The organism is Pseudoxanthomonas helianthi, from assembly GCF_017939625.1.
GTDB lineage: Bacteria > Pseudomonadota > Gammaproteobacteria > Xanthomonadales > Xanthomonadaceae > Pseudoxanthomonas_A > Pseudoxanthomonas_A helianthi.
Genome location: NZ_JAGKTC010000001.1, coordinates 377,765 through 392,847 on the forward strand (window position 1 = coordinate 377,765; position 15,083 = coordinate 392,847).

At 58.7% G+C, this 15,083-nt stretch carries 14 protein-coding genes and 1 pseudogene; 2 read left to right on the top strand and 13 right to left on the bottom strand.

Annotated elements, in window-relative coordinates:
- The first annotated feature begins 77 nt into the window (after positions 1 to 77).
- Positions 78 to 785: an NAD-dependent epimerase/dehydratase family protein gene (locus J5837_RS01770; protein ID WP_210535003.1), complete on the top strand. Its 708-nt coding sequence runs from the start codon at positions 78 to 80 to the stop codon at positions 783 to 785.
- Here J5837_RS01770 and J5837_RS16590 read toward each other — a convergent pair.
- Together J5837_RS16590 and J5837_RS01780 are read right to left on the bottom strand one after the other, a co-directional pair.
- Positions 754 to 1,113 carry a GtrA family protein gene (locus J5837_RS16590; RefSeq protein ID WP_210535004.1) on the bottom strand — a complete coding sequence of 120 codons (360 nt, stop codon included), beginning with the start codon at positions 1,111 to 1,113 and terminating at the stop codon, positions 754 to 756. The genes J5837_RS01770 and J5837_RS16590 overlap by 32 nt on opposite strands.
- A complete protein-coding gene (locus tag J5837_RS01780; protein ID WP_210535005.1) occupies positions 1,110 to 2,072 on the bottom strand; it encodes a glycosyltransferase family 2 protein in 963 nt (320 codons plus the stop codon). Before J5837_RS01780 ends, J5837_RS16590 begins: the two co-directional genes overlap by 4 nt.
- A gap of 219 nt (positions 2,073 to 2,291) precedes the next feature.
- Between J5837_RS01780 and J5837_RS01785 the strand changes: the two genes are divergently transcribed.
- Complete coding sequence (locus J5837_RS01785; protein ID WP_210535006.1) at positions 2,292 to 3,737, top strand: DUF6056 family protein; 1,446 nt, start codon at positions 2,292 to 2,294, stop codon at positions 3,735 to 3,737.
- A 59-nt stretch (positions 3,738 to 3,796) separates the two neighbouring features.
- On the opposite strand, the gene J5837_RS01790 is transcribed toward J5837_RS01785, so the two are convergent.
- From J5837_RS01790 to J5837_RS01840, 11 genes and pseudogenes are all read right to left on the bottom strand, one after another.
- A complete protein-coding gene (locus J5837_RS01790; protein ID WP_210535007.1) occupies positions 3,797 to 4,465 on the bottom strand; it encodes a hypothetical protein in 669 nt (222 codons plus the stop codon).
- On the bottom strand, positions 4,411 to 5,259 hold the full coding sequence (locus J5837_RS01795) for a glycosyltransferase family 2 protein (protein ID WP_210535008.1): 849 nt from the start codon (positions 5,257 to 5,259) through the stop codon (positions 4,411 to 4,413). The genes J5837_RS01790 and J5837_RS01795 overlap by 55 nt, the downstream gene beginning before the upstream one ends.
- Positions 5,260 to 5,270: 11 nt before the next feature.
- Complete coding sequence (locus J5837_RS01800; RefSeq protein ID WP_210535009.1) at positions 5,271 to 6,431, bottom strand: glycosyltransferase family protein; 1,161 nt, start codon at positions 6,429 to 6,431, stop codon at positions 5,271 to 5,273.
- Positions 6,428 to 8,164 carry a hypothetical protein gene (locus tag J5837_RS01805; protein ID WP_210535010.1) on the bottom strand — a complete coding sequence of 579 codons (1,737 nt, stop codon included), beginning with the start codon at positions 8,162 to 8,164 and terminating at the stop codon, positions 6,428 to 6,430. The genes J5837_RS01800 and J5837_RS01805 overlap by 4 nt, the downstream gene beginning before the upstream one ends.
- Positions 8,152 to 9,498, bottom strand: coding sequence for an ABC transporter ATP-binding protein (locus J5837_RS01810; RefSeq protein ID WP_244755517.1), 1,347 nt, complete (start codon positions 9,496 to 9,498; stop codon positions 8,152 to 8,154). Before J5837_RS01810 ends, J5837_RS01805 begins: the two co-directional genes overlap by 13 nt.
- A complete protein-coding gene (locus J5837_RS01815) occupies positions 9,488 to 10,312 on the bottom strand; it encodes an ABC transporter permease (RefSeq protein ID WP_244755519.1) in 825 nt (274 codons plus the stop codon). Before J5837_RS01815 ends, J5837_RS01810 begins: the two co-directional genes overlap by 11 nt.
- A gap of 13 nt (positions 10,313 to 10,325) precedes the next feature.
- Positions 10,326 to 11,531 (bottom strand): cystathionine gamma-synthase, encoded by a 1,206-nt coding sequence (locus J5837_RS01820; protein ID WP_425504810.1) that lies wholly within the window; start codon positions 11,529 to 11,531, stop codon positions 10,326 to 10,328.
- Positions 11,532 to 11,590: 59 nt separating this feature from the next.
- Entirely contained in the window at positions 11,591 to 12,961 is a 1,371-nt protein-coding gene (locus tag J5837_RS01825) for a pyridoxal-phosphate dependent enzyme (protein WP_210535011.1), read from the bottom strand.
- A gap of 146 nt (positions 12,962 to 13,107) precedes the next feature.
- Positions 13,108 to 13,326, bottom strand: coding sequence for an HP1242/YdcH family protein (locus J5837_RS01830; protein ID WP_210535012.1), 219 nt, complete (start codon positions 13,324 to 13,326; stop codon positions 13,108 to 13,110).
- Positions 13,327 to 13,686: 360 nt separating this feature from the next.
- The gene (locus J5837_RS01835; RefSeq protein ID WP_210535013.1) at positions 13,687 to 14,583 is read right to left on the bottom strand and encodes an OmpA family protein; all 897 of its coding nucleotides are present in this window, start codon (positions 14,581 to 14,583) and stop codon (positions 13,687 to 13,689) included.
- Positions 14,584 to 14,681: 98 nt separating this feature from the next.
- Positions 14,682 to 15,056, bottom strand: a pseudogene (locus tag J5837_RS01840) (DUF4398 domain-containing protein); the annotation flags it as partial.
- Positions 15,057 to 15,083: the final 27 nt, after the last annotated feature.

The following is a 15,083-nucleotide window of genomic DNA, read 5'->3' on the forward strand; positions in this document are numbered from 1 at the left end:
ACTCCTATGCGGTCGCACCTTCTTCTCTCTTTACGCATAGCTGCAATAGGCACGGGATCATGATCGTAGGAAATGGAATGTTGGCCCAGGCTTTCGGCGCGTTCAGGGCCGACCCCGGGATAACCGTCTTCGCCGCCGGCGTGTCCAACTCACAGGAAACTCGCCCAGAGGAATTCCAACGAGAGCGAGACCTATTGTTGTCTTGCTTCGAAAGCTTTCATGGTAATCGCTTCGTATATTTCGGAAGCTGCGGCGTTGCAAATGACCCAGCTGCACTGTCTCTCTATTTGCTTCACAAGCTGGAAATGGAAAGGATCGTAATTTCGAGACCCGAGGGCATTGTCTTCCGACTGCCACAGGTCGTAGGAAATACTCGAAACTCCCATACGCTCACCAACTTTCTTCGCGACAGAATTCTCAAGAAAGAACCATTTCAGGTATGGAGCGAAGCAGAGCGCAACCTCATTGATATCGAGGACGTTGCCGCAATCGCTCGCGCATTTCTCGAAAAAGACGATATCCCGGGAGACCGCACCTATTCGATCGCCTCGGAGAAATCCCTCCGCATGATCGAAATCGTCCGCATATTTGAACGCACCCTTGGTGTCTCGGCCCGGTTTGAGTCTCTGCCAAAAGGCGACCCATTACAGATAGACGCGTCCGAAGCACTGCGCGTTGCCCATGCGCTTGGCATGGATCTGGGCGGAAATTACGCCGAACGAGTTATTCGAAAATACTATTCACAATATTCGGTTACTCCCGGAATAATGCCCATTTCGACATGACAAATGCAAGTGGAAGCAGCGCCACTACACTCACTCCCCACGCAAGCCATTGAGGTACTCCGACAACCTCAACGCATATCTTTAGGATTATCCAACTGAGTACAAACTGGACCAAATAGGTCAGCGGGAAAAGTGCAGCCGACTTTCTGTTCATCGGCCTATTAAAGACCAACAACGAGCTTGTCACATAGGCCATGATGATGCCTGCCGCATACGAGATGACATAGGCCAGCTCGTAAGACATCCGCTGTAGAAGCAATAGATAGATCACATATGTCGCGCCCGTGCACAAGATGCGCATCAACGTAAAGCCCGCAAGCACTTTCATATTTCGAACCCGCCACCTCCACGGCGCGACAGAATGCGGGCCGTGGCTTCAACGACATATACAGGCTTACGATATGCAGCCGCCATCAAACGGCCGATATATTCGCCGACGACGCCGAGAATGGTTAACTGGATTCCGCACGCAAACAAGACAACTGACATGATCGAAGCGTACCCCGGACTCGTCACCCATCCCATCAGTCTAGCCACAAGAACATAGATCATATAGATGAAGCTGGAGCAAGCGATAACAACTCCAGCATAACTAGCCAAACGCAGCGGCAGCTGGGAGAAGGTGATGAATATGTTTAGCGCATGTGATATCAACTTACGCAAGGTGTAGGCGCTCTCACCAGACAATCTTTCGCCGTGCTGGACTTGCACGGTCGCGACGCTGTTGGTTATCCATGAAAGCATCCCGTCAATGTACGGGCGACTCAAGTCGAACTGAGCCAGCCGATGAGCCAAGGTCGCATGCATGGCCCGAAAGGACGTGTAGTCCTCATTCAGATCCGGGAATGCACGCTTTAACGTTAGCCGCATCAGTTCTGATGTCAGATTCCTATACCAGGCGTGCTTGCGCTTAGGGAAAACCCCATAAACGAGCGGCGCTCGCTCCTTACACGCAAGAAGCATCGCGGGCATCGCTTCGGGAGGGTGCTCTAGATCCTCATCCATGGTTATCACCCACCGACCGGTTGCATGCGCCAATCCGCACAATGTGGCCGCATGCTGCCCGTAGTTTCTGGTCAGCCTGATTCCCACGATCCTGCCGTCGCTTTCGGACAGCGATGTAATTGCGAGCCAATTGTTTTCATGCCCACGATCGTCAACCAGTATCAACTCAAATGAATAGCCCGTAGATTCCAGCACGTTTGTTATTCGCGCATGCAACTCAGGCAACATTGCCGCGCCCGCATACACCGGTACGACGACCGAAACATCAAGAGGGTTATCCAAGTCCGTCATCCTTTCCGCCACGTCATTTCGCTCCCTCGGGAAGGCCAAGCCGCTCCCCAAGCCCAAAAAAGCTTTCCAAAGTTTCTCACAAGACACGGCATCTATGCGTACAACCGCAAACCAGCGCTCTACCTCCCCGCGCGAAGGCGAGGGCGCGCTCCTTCGGTCCGCCATATCATGCCTTCGGACGCTATATGATTGAATACCCTATATGACTATATGAACGGTCTGCTTGGCATGCATACTTCCCCCTTCTTCCGTCGACCATCCTGGCAACTCTCGCTGGCACTGTTCCCTTTCCTGATCGCGGCAATCTTGGCCCTTGTGGCGCCCTTCTACACATTCCTTCAGACCGACGATTTTTGTACTTTCGCCAGGGTAATTCATCGCGAACACGGAAACCCCTTCGCCGACGCTGCATACATGTATCAGAACTGGTCGGGGCGCTACTCCGCTATGTTTACGGTATCACTCGTTGCCACGATCAGCTTATTCGTGCCAGTCGGATTAGCCTACAGCTTGTCTCTTGCTTGCTTCCTTATCCTCTTCGCCTTGGCGTGCCTGGCGATCTCACCGCTGATAGATACGAATCGTCGCGTCAGCGTCCCTTTTGCAGCCATCCTGTTCGCTTCTACTTTGATAGCAATGCCATCCAAGCTGGAGCAATATCTCTGGCTGACCGGCGCCGCCGTCTACTTCATCGGCACATCTCTGCTATTTGTATTAATCCTTGTCATGTCGGCGCCTCGTGCTGACCGAACTAGAGCGATACCGAGAGAGGTTCTGATCGGAGCTTTGATAGCTTTGATAACAGGTTTCAACGAATTCCTCGCTATCGTCACCGGAGCATGCGTGCTCTGGTTTGGATTCCGCGACATTCGAGCAGAAAAGAAGAACTGGCACCAAGCGATACTGCGTCTGACAATATTCGCTGCAGCGTTCGCTACAACCATCCTCGCGCCCGGCAACTTCGCTCGCGACTCCACAAGCGTCACCGCACGACACGAGATCGGTAATGCAACTGCGCTGGCAATCAAGAGCCTGTGGCAATTCGCGCATGGAATGTCGGAACAGCAGACATTACCTATATTCGCCGCGCTAGTCGGGTCTGCGGCGGTCGGCGCAATGGTTGCACGAGGCAGATCAAAGATTCGCGATTGGGCGCCAGTCGCCCTTATCCTGCTGTGCTCTCTTCCGATGCATCTCTGGGTATATTCATTTCTGACTGGCGAAGCTGCGCCCGGTCGTGTCCTTAACCAAGCATTTATGCATGTGACGGCGGCGGGCTGTTTGGTGGCTGCAGCCATTGGCTCGCGGTTGTCCGCTCTTTCCGAACACAACCCGACTTCTTGGGCGGCGGCTTTGCTCGGACTTGCGGGGATATTCTTGATAGCCAGCCCAAGTTTCCGCAGCTTTGCTAGGGTCGCTCATGAATTTGCGCCCCGATGGCACGCGCAACAGTTGGAACGTCACCGAGGGTTCGGCTCACTGCCCAGGCCCATCTCTCAGCCTGCGTACGTACGACCTTATTCTTTGGGAGATTCCAGCCCTCCTGTCTTCGCCGGCGCGGACGTAACTTCTTCGCCAGAGAATTGGATTAATCGCTGCGTGGCGGACTACTACGAGGCAAATTCGGTGATACTGATGCGACGGACCCAGTACTAGCCAGCACAAGAAAGAAAGGCGCCCCCTTTGGCGCCTTTCTTCAATGCCCTGCTTGGGCCCTACTTGACTAGCAACCGCTTTCCGCTCTCGCAGAAATACTTGACCCCACCGCGCTCCAGCATCAAATCGACATCATATTCACCCTTCGGGACAGAGCTGTCGAGCGTGACGAGGACGTCATAACCTGCCGTCGCCAATGCAGGGACCTTAAAAAAGGTAGCTACATCTGCGCGCTCCCAGCCGGTCTTTGCCGGTATTCCATAATTCGCCCCATCGCCCTTGAGGACGATCTCGAACTCCCCCGCCGGAGCGTCCTGCGGATCGATAAAGAAACCCTCAAGACGCGTCGGACTATTCGCCTGAGCCGACAGATCTTTACCGTCATCCGGTGTCGTCAGCGAACACTGCTTCGTAGTCCACGTTGCGCCGGCCAAAACAGATGGCTCCTGGAGTTTAACCTGAGCACCATCAATCAACAGAGGAGAAGTTGCCGGCTTCTGCACGTCTGCCGGGTTCGTAGTGACTGCAGGTAAAGTTTCCGCCGATTGGCCTTCCACCTGTTCACTAGCCGATTGACTGCAGCCCGTCAAAGCGACCGCAATTACCATCAGTGCATTTCGAACTTTCATATTCTTCTCCGTATGATCCGCTAAATAAATGCTTGGCGATTCGTTCATTGCAGCCGGAACAAAAGACGATGGCAGGCTCGCGCAAAAGATTTCAGCCATGGATGACGTTCGATCAAACCGTTAATCCAACCATACCTAGCTCTGTAAGCAAGTAATTCATCGTACAGACCAAATCGATGCTCAAACAAATACTCTGCATTCTTTGCAAAAAACTGGACATTATCACGGAAGATATGTGCGTAAGTTGCCACTACCGCGGCGCGGTCCGAGGAGAAATTGGTCGTACGCGACGTTTGCTGAATTCGATAGTTGAACAAATACTCGTCCAATTGGATTACATCTCGCCCAAGGGCGACAATTTTGACCCAAAATTCGTAATCTTCGACTCCTCGCCGCAAAGATTGGTTGAAGCCGTTCACCAATTCCCAATCAGCCCGCCGAAACAAGCTCGTGACAAAAATTACGTTGTCGATGACAAGCTCGCGTAGGCTATAGGCGGGTAGACCCCAAGGTCCGCTTTCTGCGCCAAACTTGAGGGCTTTGCAGTATACGATTCCCACATTTGCATCGGCTCGCATCGCTGCGACGGCCTTTTCGACATAAGTGGGCTCGATCGTGTCATCCGCATCAAGGGGGAGTATGAATTCTCCCGAGCTTGCTTCGATCGCCCTGTTCCTTGCTGCCGCGGGGCCTGCATTTTCCTGATGAATGACTCGAGTCTTCGGCCAATGGGCACTAGCGATAATTTCCCGCGTACCGAGGTCGGTCGAACCATCGTCGACCACGATTATTTCAATATCGGCGTAAGTCTGCCTCAATACAGACTCTATTGCCTCTCCCAACGTCATCCCGGCGTTAAAACACGGAATGACCACCGAAACCAAATTGGACATGACGTTCCCTGTCAGTTTTTTGTGCCAGCCAGCTTCCTGAACGCCTTCGCTAATGTCGGCACTACTCCAATTTCAAGACTAGACCACATCAGCTTGTCGAGTAGACCAGGATTCGCAGACATGCGCAGAGTCGGCCACTGCTGAGCCGTCAACGCGTCCGTAGCGTCGCCGGAACCCTTCTTGGGCTTGACCGCTAAGATTTGCGCATCACTCGCTCCGAATGGATCGGGAATCTGCTCAGACAGGCCTGGCTCCCGGTACGCCGCTCTGGCCTCGTTGGATATCTTCCTGCCATCCGCGTAAGCAGCGTAACTCCACGGCAGTTTGCCAAGTTCGACCTGCCCATTGGCCTCGAGCAGCGAAACGTACTGCCGGTACAGCTTTTCAAACGTTGGCCGATTCTCGGGAGTTAGCCACCATCCCATTGCGCGTTCGATCATCCCCGAATCGAAGCCGGAAAAATGGATGAAGCGCAGCGGATCCCCATTCACCACGTAGCGTCCGCCCTCTTCCCTCAGATCGCTGCCCAGCAACGACCATGTGGCGAAGTCATAGCCATGATGCTTGAGGATATGAACGTCGAAAAAGCTCGGCGCCAGGTCGATCCACTTCTGATCAGTGAATATCCCGCGCGGGATATCGTCGTAACAGAACCAGAAAAGCCGCTCTGCCCACCATTCGAGGAACTGGATGGCGTTATCGCTGCGGCTTACCGCAAGGAAGCCGAGGTTGAAGGTGCCGTGTGCCAGCGAACTGATTTCCATGTCGATATTTCCGGGTCGCAGCAAATGCGGGCACACCACGACCGTGGCTTCATCCAGTTTGTTTTCCAATTCGATAAAATCGCTGTAGACCAGAACATCCGGATCAAGGTAGACAAATTTGTCGGCTTCCGGGAATCGGTCGAGCAAGTTGCGCATGAATTGCCCCTTCACCGCAGTCGATGCTTCGACAATCGAATGCCGGAACATAAACTGGTCGAAATTGCCCCAATCGGCGTCCTTGGCCAGAACCACGTGATCGAAATGCGGAAAATCGAGAGCCACCTGCGGCGCCTCGCGTTCGACCAGGCACAGGACAAATACAGCGTCGCGGCAGTTGCGTTTGACCGATTCGGCCAACGCCATGGCCTTTGGCAGATAGTTGGAGCAAATCGAGGTGAAATAAATCATGGTGCGCTTCCTTTGGCGGCCTTCCTGTCCATCCATTTCCGAAGCTGGCGGCCAACCAAGGTCGCTTCGTACTGGTCAAGTCGTGATTGTAGGGCATCGCCCCTGCTCGAAGCAGCCTGCAACTGATCGAGCAGACCCTCACGGATGCGCATGGCCTCCTCGGACCACGCGATCTGCCTAGCCAGCCCCAGTTCGGTCTCTGCCAGCTCCAAGCGCACCTGCGCCAATGCCGCCTGCAGCTCCTCTTGCTTCGCCACCGCCGCATCCGACCAAGTCAACTGTGCGACCAGCTTCAAATTAGTCTCCGCCAGTTCCGCCTGCAGGCGGTCGAGCTGAGCTGCCTCCAATTCGGCCCGGACCAGCTGTTCGGTCAGTTCCGAGTGCGCCTGCGCCGATGCCGCCTGCAGCTCCTCCTGCTTCGCCACTGCCGCATCCGACCAGGCCAATTGTGCGGCCAGCTTCGAATGCGTCTCCGCCAGCTCGGCCTGCAACCCCTCCTGCTTCGCCACCGCTGCATCCGACCAGGCCAATTGTGCGGCCAGCTTCGAATGCGTTTCCGCCAATTCCGCCTGCAGCTCCTCCTGCTTCGCCACCGCCGCATCCGACCAAGCCAATTGTGCGGCCAGCTTCGAATGCGTCTCCGCCAGTTCGGCCTGCAACTCCTCCTGCTTCGCCACCGCCGCATCCGACCAGGCCAGTTGTGCGGCCAGCTTCGAATGCGTCTCCGCCAGTTCCGCCTGCAGCCGCTCACGCTCGGCCACCGCCGATTCGGTCCAAGCCAGCTGCGCATGAAACTCCGAGCGCACTGCGTAAACTTCATTACGTGCCGCTTCCGCGTCACGACGAAAATGCAGGCACATATGCGATAGCGATTCGATCAGTACCCTTGAACCCTCCAGCGACTGTTCCAACCGCTGGGCCAACTCGTCAAATACGCTTGGTCTTACCGACCTGCCTTCGGCCAAGTCAATGAATCGTGCGTAGGCCTCTCCGGCGATCTTCGCCACCGGCGTCGCCGATTCCAGGCCCTCGCTTGCGCCGAAATGCCGATCTTCGCAGGCGACAAAGCTATCCAACGCCGCTTGCCCTGCCCCTCCATCGATACTCACGCCCAGCGATTGCAGTGCCGTCCGCATGGCGGCCAAGGGTGCACGCATCAGTTGATCGTAGGTCAGAACGAAACGGCGCAGACGACGTGAATCACGCTCTGCGGCCAGCATGTATCTCAACCACAGCACTTCGGACACCAGTGCTGGCCAATCATTGCGCCGATGGATCGATGCCGCGACTTCCCGTGGATGCCTGGCAACCAGCAACACGCGCGGCTCGGCTCCTGCTTTCGCCAAGCCATTCCGCCACGCCGGCAGCAATCTACACAATCGTGGATCCTTGATTGCGAATACAGGCGTAGTCGCGAACTCCTCCCGCACCATTTCGGCGATGGCCATACCGGCTACCTTCGCGGCCTCCGTCTGCTGCCACCCCTGCGGCAAGGCACGAATATCATCCCAGCGCCTGTCAAGCGCATCGAGCAGCTTATCGTCGATAGCGACCGCACGCGCATGTTCGAAATATCCTTTCGGATTGTCTTCGCCGGGCTCCAGCAACGAGCTCCCCAACGGAATGCCCAGCCTCTCGAGGCTGCCGGTTACTGCCGAAGTCCCGCTGCGGTGCATACCCGCAACCAGAAGGCCGACTCTCCGGTCGCGCACGCCGTCCATCAGCTGCGCCACTCCGCGCTATCCTCAACCACTAGGTCCACCAGCGCGGTGGAGCGCAACACGCCAGTCGGTTGTACGCGAAACATCGCCACATCGATGTGGCGATCGATATAGTCCTCCATATCTCCATCACTGGCCAAACAGCCAGCATTGAGAAAGTACATCCCCGGATTAAGTAGACAACGGAAACGGAAAGACACTTCGATTGTTGCGCCTGCTGGCACGAGTGACATGTGCTGATCATCGCGATCGGTGGCGTGGCCACCGATCTCCACTCCCGTGATGGTGCGAATCATCATTCCACAACGCACCCGGGCCAAACTGCGCCCAACCATTACGCGATAGGTGTAGATGTATTCCTCGCCATGCACCAGCACATTCACGCGCTGACCGCTGACATCCAGCAATCGCGGATCGTCGATCTTGGCGCCACGATCGGCATAGGAAACGGTGCTGACAGGCCGCATTTCAGGATCGAACCAGGCCAGTTGCGCATCCTGTTGCGGCTTCGCATGTTCCTGAATCACGGAACGCATCTGATTCACGTCGACATCGCCCTCGCGATCATTGCGAATGGCTTCGCGAATTGCAGGCTGACGACCTGGGGGTGCGTAGATCATTTTCTGGTACTGGGCCACTACCCTGCGCGGCGCCCCCCGAAAAAGCACCTCGCCATGATCGATAAGAATCGCTTCGTCGCAAAGATCCACGACGGTCCCGGCAGAATGGGATACGAACAGCACTGTCGCCCCGGATTCGCGTATTTGCTCGATACGGGAAAAACATTTGCGTTGAAAGGCCTCGTCGCCTACCGACAGCGCCTCGTCTACCACCAAAATTTCCGGAGTGACATTGATCGCAACCGCAAAAGCCAGACGCACGTACATGCCACTGGAGTAGCTCTTTACTGGCTGATCGATGAATTCGCCGATATCTGCAAAAGCGAGGATGTCCCCCAATCGCACGTCGATCTCGTCGCGCCCCAGACCTAAAATGGAGGCATTGAGATACACATTCTCGCGCCCCGTGAATTCCGGATTGAAGCCAGCGCCCAGCTCCAGCAGCGCGGCAATGCGCCCATTCACCTGTACCGCCCCGCTGCTCGGCGCCAAAGTCCCGCAGATGATCTGCAATAACGTGGACTTACCCGAGCCATTGCGCCCCACAATGCCGACGCACTGACCTCGACCGATTTCAAGGTCAATACCTCGAAGCGCGTGAAACTCACGCCGCCAGTGCAAGCCTTGACGGGGATCGAACAACTCAAGTAGCCGATGGTGCGGCTTATCGTAAATCGGGAACATCTTGTGTACACCCGAAATACGGATCGCCGGATTAGAGGACATCGGCGAACCCTTTGCGAACATATGCGAACCACGCGTAAGAAAGCCATGCAAAGCATGCTGCGACCAGCGCGTACAGGGCCAGCCCTCGCCAGTCGGGCAGCGCTCCCCAAACCATGACTGCACGCGCCTGATCCACAATGAATGACAACGGATTGAGCAGAAATACCAAGCGATACTTCTCGGGCACCGAAGCAGCGGGAACCATTGCGGAGGACAGGAACAGCAGCGCCATGCTAATCATGCCTATCACCTGCTGTATATCTCGCAGATAGACGGCGAGTGCCGCCAACAACCAAGACAAGCCAAGCGCCACTATTGCCAACGGCAGAAGAACCAACGGCAACAGCACGATGGTCCAATCGAACGCGTGATCTAACAGCAAGCGAAGACCAATGAATACGAGCACATTCATCAAACAATGAAACAGTGCAGACAGCAGCATGGGCCATGGCAGGATGCCCAATGGAAACACCACCCGCTTGACGAAGGCTGGATTTCCCACGATCAAGTCGGGCGCGCGCATCATGCACTCGGACAAAAGGAAATACACCACCAGTCCTGAGAACAATACCACCGCAAAATGACTGTTCGCTGCCTGTGGCTCGGGCCATCGTCCATTCATGACAGTACCGAATGCGAAGGTGTATATCCACGACAACAAGAGCGGATTCGCCAGTGACCAGAAAATACCCAGGCTGGCGCCACGATAACGCCCACTGATCTCGCGCTTTGTCAATTCAGCCACCAATGCGCGATGACTCCATAACTCACGCAAAGGCGCTAGTGGAAAAAGCATACGATTGTCGAAACCCATAGAACCCGCCATATCATGCGCTCTTGGCAACACTCAATCCGTGTTGCAAATCCCCACGCAAATCCGATTCATCCTCGACACCCACACTCAATCGCACCAACGAATCACCGATACCAAGCCGCGCTCGTCGTTCGGACGGAATCGACGCATGCGTCATCACCGCCGGGTGGTTGATCAGGCTCTCTACGCCACCGAGCGATTCGGCCAAAGTGAACAACTTGATGTTCTCGCACAGTTTCTTGGCCGCGCCGAAGCCGCCCTTCAGCACGATCGAGACGATGCCGCCGTAGCCTTGCATCTGGCGGCTGGCGAGTTCGTGCTGCGAGTGCGATTTCAGGCCGGGGTAGATGACCTTCTCGATAGCCGGATGGGTCTCCAGCCACTGCGCCAGCGCCAGCGCATTCTCGCAGTGGGCTTTCATACGCAAGTGCAGGGTCTTCAGCCCGCGAAGGGCGAGGAAACTATCGAACGGCCCTTGCACGGCACCAATCGAGTTCTGCAGGAACACCATCTGCTCAGCCAATTCCGCGTTATCGCCGACCACGGCGATGCCACCCACCATGTCGGAGTGTCCGTTGAGGTACTTGGTCGCGGAGTGCACGACGACGTCGGCGCCGAGTTGCAGCGGGCGCTGCAGGATCGGCGAGGCGAAGGTGTTGTCGACGACGACGATCAGGCCGTGCCTGTGCGCGATTTCGGCGACCGCGGCGATGTCGACGATCTTCAGCATCGGGTTGGTCGGGGTTTCGATCCAGACCAGTTTCGTCTTCGGGGTGATCGCGGCTTCGAATGCGGCCAGGTCGGTCAGGTCGACGAAGCTGAAGTCCAGTGCGGCGCTGCGCTTGCGTACGCGTTCGAACAGACGGTAGCTGCCGCCGTAGATGTCGTCCATCGCGACGACGTGGCTGCCGCTGTCCAGCAGTTCCAGCACGGTCGAAGTGGCGGCCATGCCCGAGGCGAAGGCGAAGCCGCGCGTGCCGCCTTCCAGCGCGGCGACGCAACGCTCGTAGGCGAAGCGCGTGGGGTTGTGGGTGCGCGAGTACTCGAAGCCCTGATGCACGCCGGGACTGCTTTGCGCGTAGGTCGATGTCGCGTAGATCGGCGGCATCACCGCGCCGGTGCTGGGGTCGGGCGACTGCCCGCCGTGGATGGCGAGGGTGCCCAGCGCGAGTTCGCCTGCCTTGGCGCTCGAATTCGGATCCGACATAAGGGTTTCCATGAAAACTGGTGGATTCTACCGATCCGGGCTGAACGGGTTTTCGCAGGCCCGGCGGGCCGTCATTGCACCCGGCGGCGCAGGTAATTCAACAGGTCGATGCGGGTGATCAGGCCGAGGAAGGCGTCGCCGTCGGTGACGATAGCCACCTGGCCGCGGTCGAACACCGGCAGCAGCGCCTCGATCGGCGATTTCACGTCCAGCCGGTCCAGCTTGCTGACCATCGCGGTGGACACCGGGTCGCGGAAACGCGCCTCGTCGCCGTACACGTGCAGCAGCACGTCGCTTTCGTCGACGATGCCGACAAGCTTCTGCCCTTCCATCACCGGCAGCTGCGACACGTCGTAAAGCTTCATACGCTGGTAGGCGGTGGTCAGCAGGTCGTTCGGCCCCACGACCACGGTGTCGCGCTGGCTGTAAGGGCGCAGGATCAGGTCGCGCAGGTCGCCGTATTGCGTGCGTTCGAGGAAGCCGTTGTCGAGCATCCAGTAGTCGTTGTATTGCTTCGACAGGTACTTGTTGCCGGTGTCGGGCACCAGCACGACCACGTTCTTCGCTTCGGTCTGCTCGCGGCAATACTTCAACGCCGCGGCCAGCAGCGTTCCGGTGGATGAACCGCCGAGGATGCCCTCTTTCGCCAGCAGTTCTCGCGCGGTGTGGAAGCTTTCCGCATCGCCGATGGCGTAGGCCCTCCTGACCCGCGAGAAGTCCGAGATCGATGGCAGGAAATCCTCGCCGATGCCTTCGACCAGCCAGGTGCCGGACTTCTCGCTGAGCGTGCCTTCGTTGATGTACTGGGCGAGGATCGAACCGACCGGGTCGGCCAGCACCAGTTCGGTATGCGGCGATTTTTCGGCGAAGCAGCGCGACAGGCCGGTCATCGTGCCGGAGCTGCCGCAACCGAACACGATGGCGTCGACCTTGCCGTCCATCTGCCGCAGGATTTCCGGGCCGGTGCCGAATTCGTGCGTGGCCGGATTGTCGGGATTGCCGAACTGGTTGATGAAGTACGCGCCGGGGGTTTCGGCGGCGATCTTCGCGGCGAGGTCCTGGTAGTACTCGGGATGGCCCTTGGCCACGTCGGAACGGGTCAGCACGACTTCGGCGCCCATAGCCTTCAGGTTGAAGATCTTCTCGCGGCTCATCTTGTCCGGTACGACGAGGATCAGCCGGTAGCCCTTCTGCTGCGCAACCAGGGCCAGGCCCAGGCCGGTGTTGCCGGCAGTGCCCTCCACCAGGGTGGCGCCCGGCTTCAGGTCGCCGCGCTTTTCCGCCGCCTCGATCATGTTCAGGCCGATGCGGTCCTTGATCGAGCCGCCGGGATTGGTGTTCTCCAGCTTCAGGAACACCTTGCACGGGCCCGCGTCCAGGCGCTGGGCCTGCACGATGGGCGTATCGCCGATCAGTTCGAGTACGGAAGCGTGGATGGCCATGCAGTTCATGTTCGGTGGCGGGGTGCGCGATTATCGCATTGCGCCGGAACGCCGGTAAAAAAAGCCCGCGCACATGGCGCGGGCTGGCAGGGATGACGCGGACGGCAGGGCCAACGAGGAAGCCCCGCCGCCCGCGACGATGGGACTCAGTGCGGCTTGGATTCGTAGATGCGCAGCAGGCGCTGCTTGGCGACCAGCTTCTCGCGCTTCATCTGTCCCAGCAGGTTGTCGTCGATGGGCAGTACGCCCAATTCGGCGTCCATGACCTTCTTGTCGAGCTCCCGGTGTCGCTGGTAAAGCTGCTTGAATTCGGGGTCGGCCTTGATCAAGGCGTCGATTTCGGTCTGGGGTTGCCCTTCGAACATGTTGACCTCCTTCCGCAGGATTTATTCAGGCGCGAATACGAACGCCCCGGCCTCTACGGCACGGGGCGTTGGTCGGGGGGAAGAACCAAGGCGCGATGGACGGGTTGCCCGCATGCGCCCGCGCGGACCCGGGGACCGGGGCGGGGCTCCTGCGGAACTGGCGTCGGCGTCATCGTCTCGACTCTCCGTTCACCAAGCGGAAAAGACCCGCTTGGGGATATGACCCTACTCCTCCAATCCGCCCCCGGCAAGCGCTGTCTCAAGTACCTCGTCGGCCCGGCATTGCGCGATCTCCGGAACGTGACCGGCGTCGCCGGGAAGCGCTAAATTTCCGTTCAAATCATTGAATACAAAGGTTTTTTAAGGAGAGACCACGATCTCCACGGCACGCGCCTTGCTGCCCTTGCCCTGATCCGCTGCCTGCAGGCGGGACTTGGGAATCCCTGCCGCGGCCAAGGCGCTGCGCACGGCCTCGGCGCGGCGCTGGCCGGAGGTCTGCGCGTCGCCGTAGCCACCGATGCGGGCCTTGGCCTTGGGCACGGCCTGCAGGTAGGCGGCCAGGGCGGCGACGCTGTCCTGGCCGGCCTTCGACAGCTTGGCCAGCCCCGATTCGAAACTGGCGCCGCCGAGGGTGAACACCTCGCCACGGTTGTCGAACTTCGATGCCGGCAGCTTCAGGCCCGAGACCAGTTCGGCCTCCTGCCGCGCCAGTTGCGCCTCCTTGCGCTGGGCGGCGCTGAGCTTGGCGGTCTGTTCTCCGGCCAGCAGGTTCAACGAATCCTCGGCCTGCACGCGGGCCTGGGCTTCGGCGTCGGCAGCGGCGCGCAGCCGCTCGGCTTCCTCGGCCTGGATCTGCATCTGCATGCGCAGGCGCTCGGCCTCGGCGCGCGCGGCTTCCGCGTCGCGGCGGCTGACTTCGATGCGCAGTTCGCCCAGGTTGCGTTCGGCCTGGTCCAGCTCGCGTCGCGCCAGCGCGGTGCGCGCGGTGGTTTCGGCGATTTCCACGCGGCGTTCGGCCACGTACAGCGCATCGGGCTGCTGCTTGCGCTTGGCCTGCGCCAGTGCGGCGATGGCCTGCTGTGCCTGCAGGCGCTCGAACGCAGCGACATCGGCATAACGCGGATCGACCTGCAATGCCTGCAGGCGCTGGCCTAGGCGCGATACGTCCGGATTCTCGGCGGCCGACGCCGAGGCGGCAGCCAGCGCAAGACCAAGCAAAGCCAGGGTGGGGAATCGGAAGCGTTTTGTGTTCCTCATGTTCCGTCTCCGGCCGGCGCTGCCGGAAGCGGTTCGGACAGGGGCGTATCCGGCAACGTGGTCGAAGGCAGCGCAGGCGGCGGCGATGGCGGCTGCTCGAGCCGTTGCTGCAGTTCCGCAATCTCGGCGCGACGCTGTTCGAGCTGGGCCCGAGCGACCGCTTCCTGGCTGCGCGCGCGGGCCAGGTCGGCATCGGCGGCGGCGCGCTGCGCCAACACGGCGGCCTGGCGGCGTTCGCTGCGTCCACCCTGGCTGGCCGTCTGCGCCGCGGCCAAGCCTTGCCGCGCGGAGGCGAGCAGGTCGGGTGCGTACTGGTCGGCATCGGCCTGGTCGGCGCGATCCACCGCCTGCTGCGCGGCCTGCACTTCCGGCACGACCTGGGCCACGGCGGAGCCGGCGAATGTGACGCCGAGCAGGATTGCCATGGCCGCTGCATACCGCGAACCGGCGTTTTGTGCGAAGCTGAAATGCATTATCGAAACCCGTGTCCGTAGGGGTGG

What these genes read in the sequence shown, in the direction of transcription:
- J5837_RS01770 (WP_210535003.1), top strand. Translation starts at nt 78, where the DNA reads ATGTTGGCCCAGGCTTTCGGCGCGTTCAGGGCCGACCCCGGGATAACC.
- J5837_RS16590 (WP_210535004.1), bottom strand. Translation starts at nt 1,113, where the DNA reads ATGAAAGTGCTTGCGGGCTTTACGTTGATGCGCATCTTGTGCACGGGC.
- J5837_RS01785 (WP_210535006.1), top strand. Translation starts at nt 2,292, where the DNA reads ATGAACGGTCTGCTTGGCATGCATACTTCCCCCTTCTTCCGTCGACCA.
- J5837_RS01790 (WP_210535007.1), bottom strand. Translation starts at nt 4,465, where the DNA reads ATGGCTGAAATCTTTTGCGCGAGCCTGCCATCGTCTTTTGTTCCGGCT.
- J5837_RS01795 (WP_210535008.1), bottom strand. Translation starts at nt 5,259, where the DNA reads ATGTCCAATTTGGTTTCGGTGGTCATTCCGTGTTTTAACGCCGGGATG.
- J5837_RS01800 (WP_210535009.1), bottom strand. Translation starts at nt 6,431, where the DNA reads ATGATTTATTTCACCTCGATTTGCTCCAACTATCTGCCAAAGGCCATG.
- J5837_RS01810 (WP_244755517.1), bottom strand. Translation starts at nt 9,498, where the DNA reads ATGTCCTCTAATCCGGCGATCCGTATTTCGGGTGTACACAAGATGTTC.
- J5837_RS01815 (WP_244755519.1), bottom strand. Translation starts at nt 10,312, where the DNA reads ATGGGTTTCGACAATCGTATGCTTTTTCCACTAGCGCCTTTGCGTGAG.
- J5837_RS01820 (WP_425504810.1), bottom strand. Translation starts at nt 11,531, where the DNA reads ATGGAAACCCTTATGTCGGATCCGAATTCGAGCGCCAAGGCAGGCGAA.
- J5837_RS01825 (WP_210535011.1), bottom strand. Translation starts at nt 12,961, where the DNA reads ATGGCCATCCACGCTTCCGTACTCGAACTGATCGGCGATACGCCCATC.
- J5837_RS01830 (WP_210535012.1), bottom strand. Translation starts at nt 13,326, where the DNA reads ATGTTCGAAGGGCAACCCCAGACCGAAATCGACGCCTTGATCAAGGCC.
- J5837_RS01835 (WP_210535013.1), bottom strand. Translation starts at nt 14,583, where the DNA reads ATGAGGAACACAAAACGCTTCCGATTCCCCACCCTGGCTTTGCTTGGT.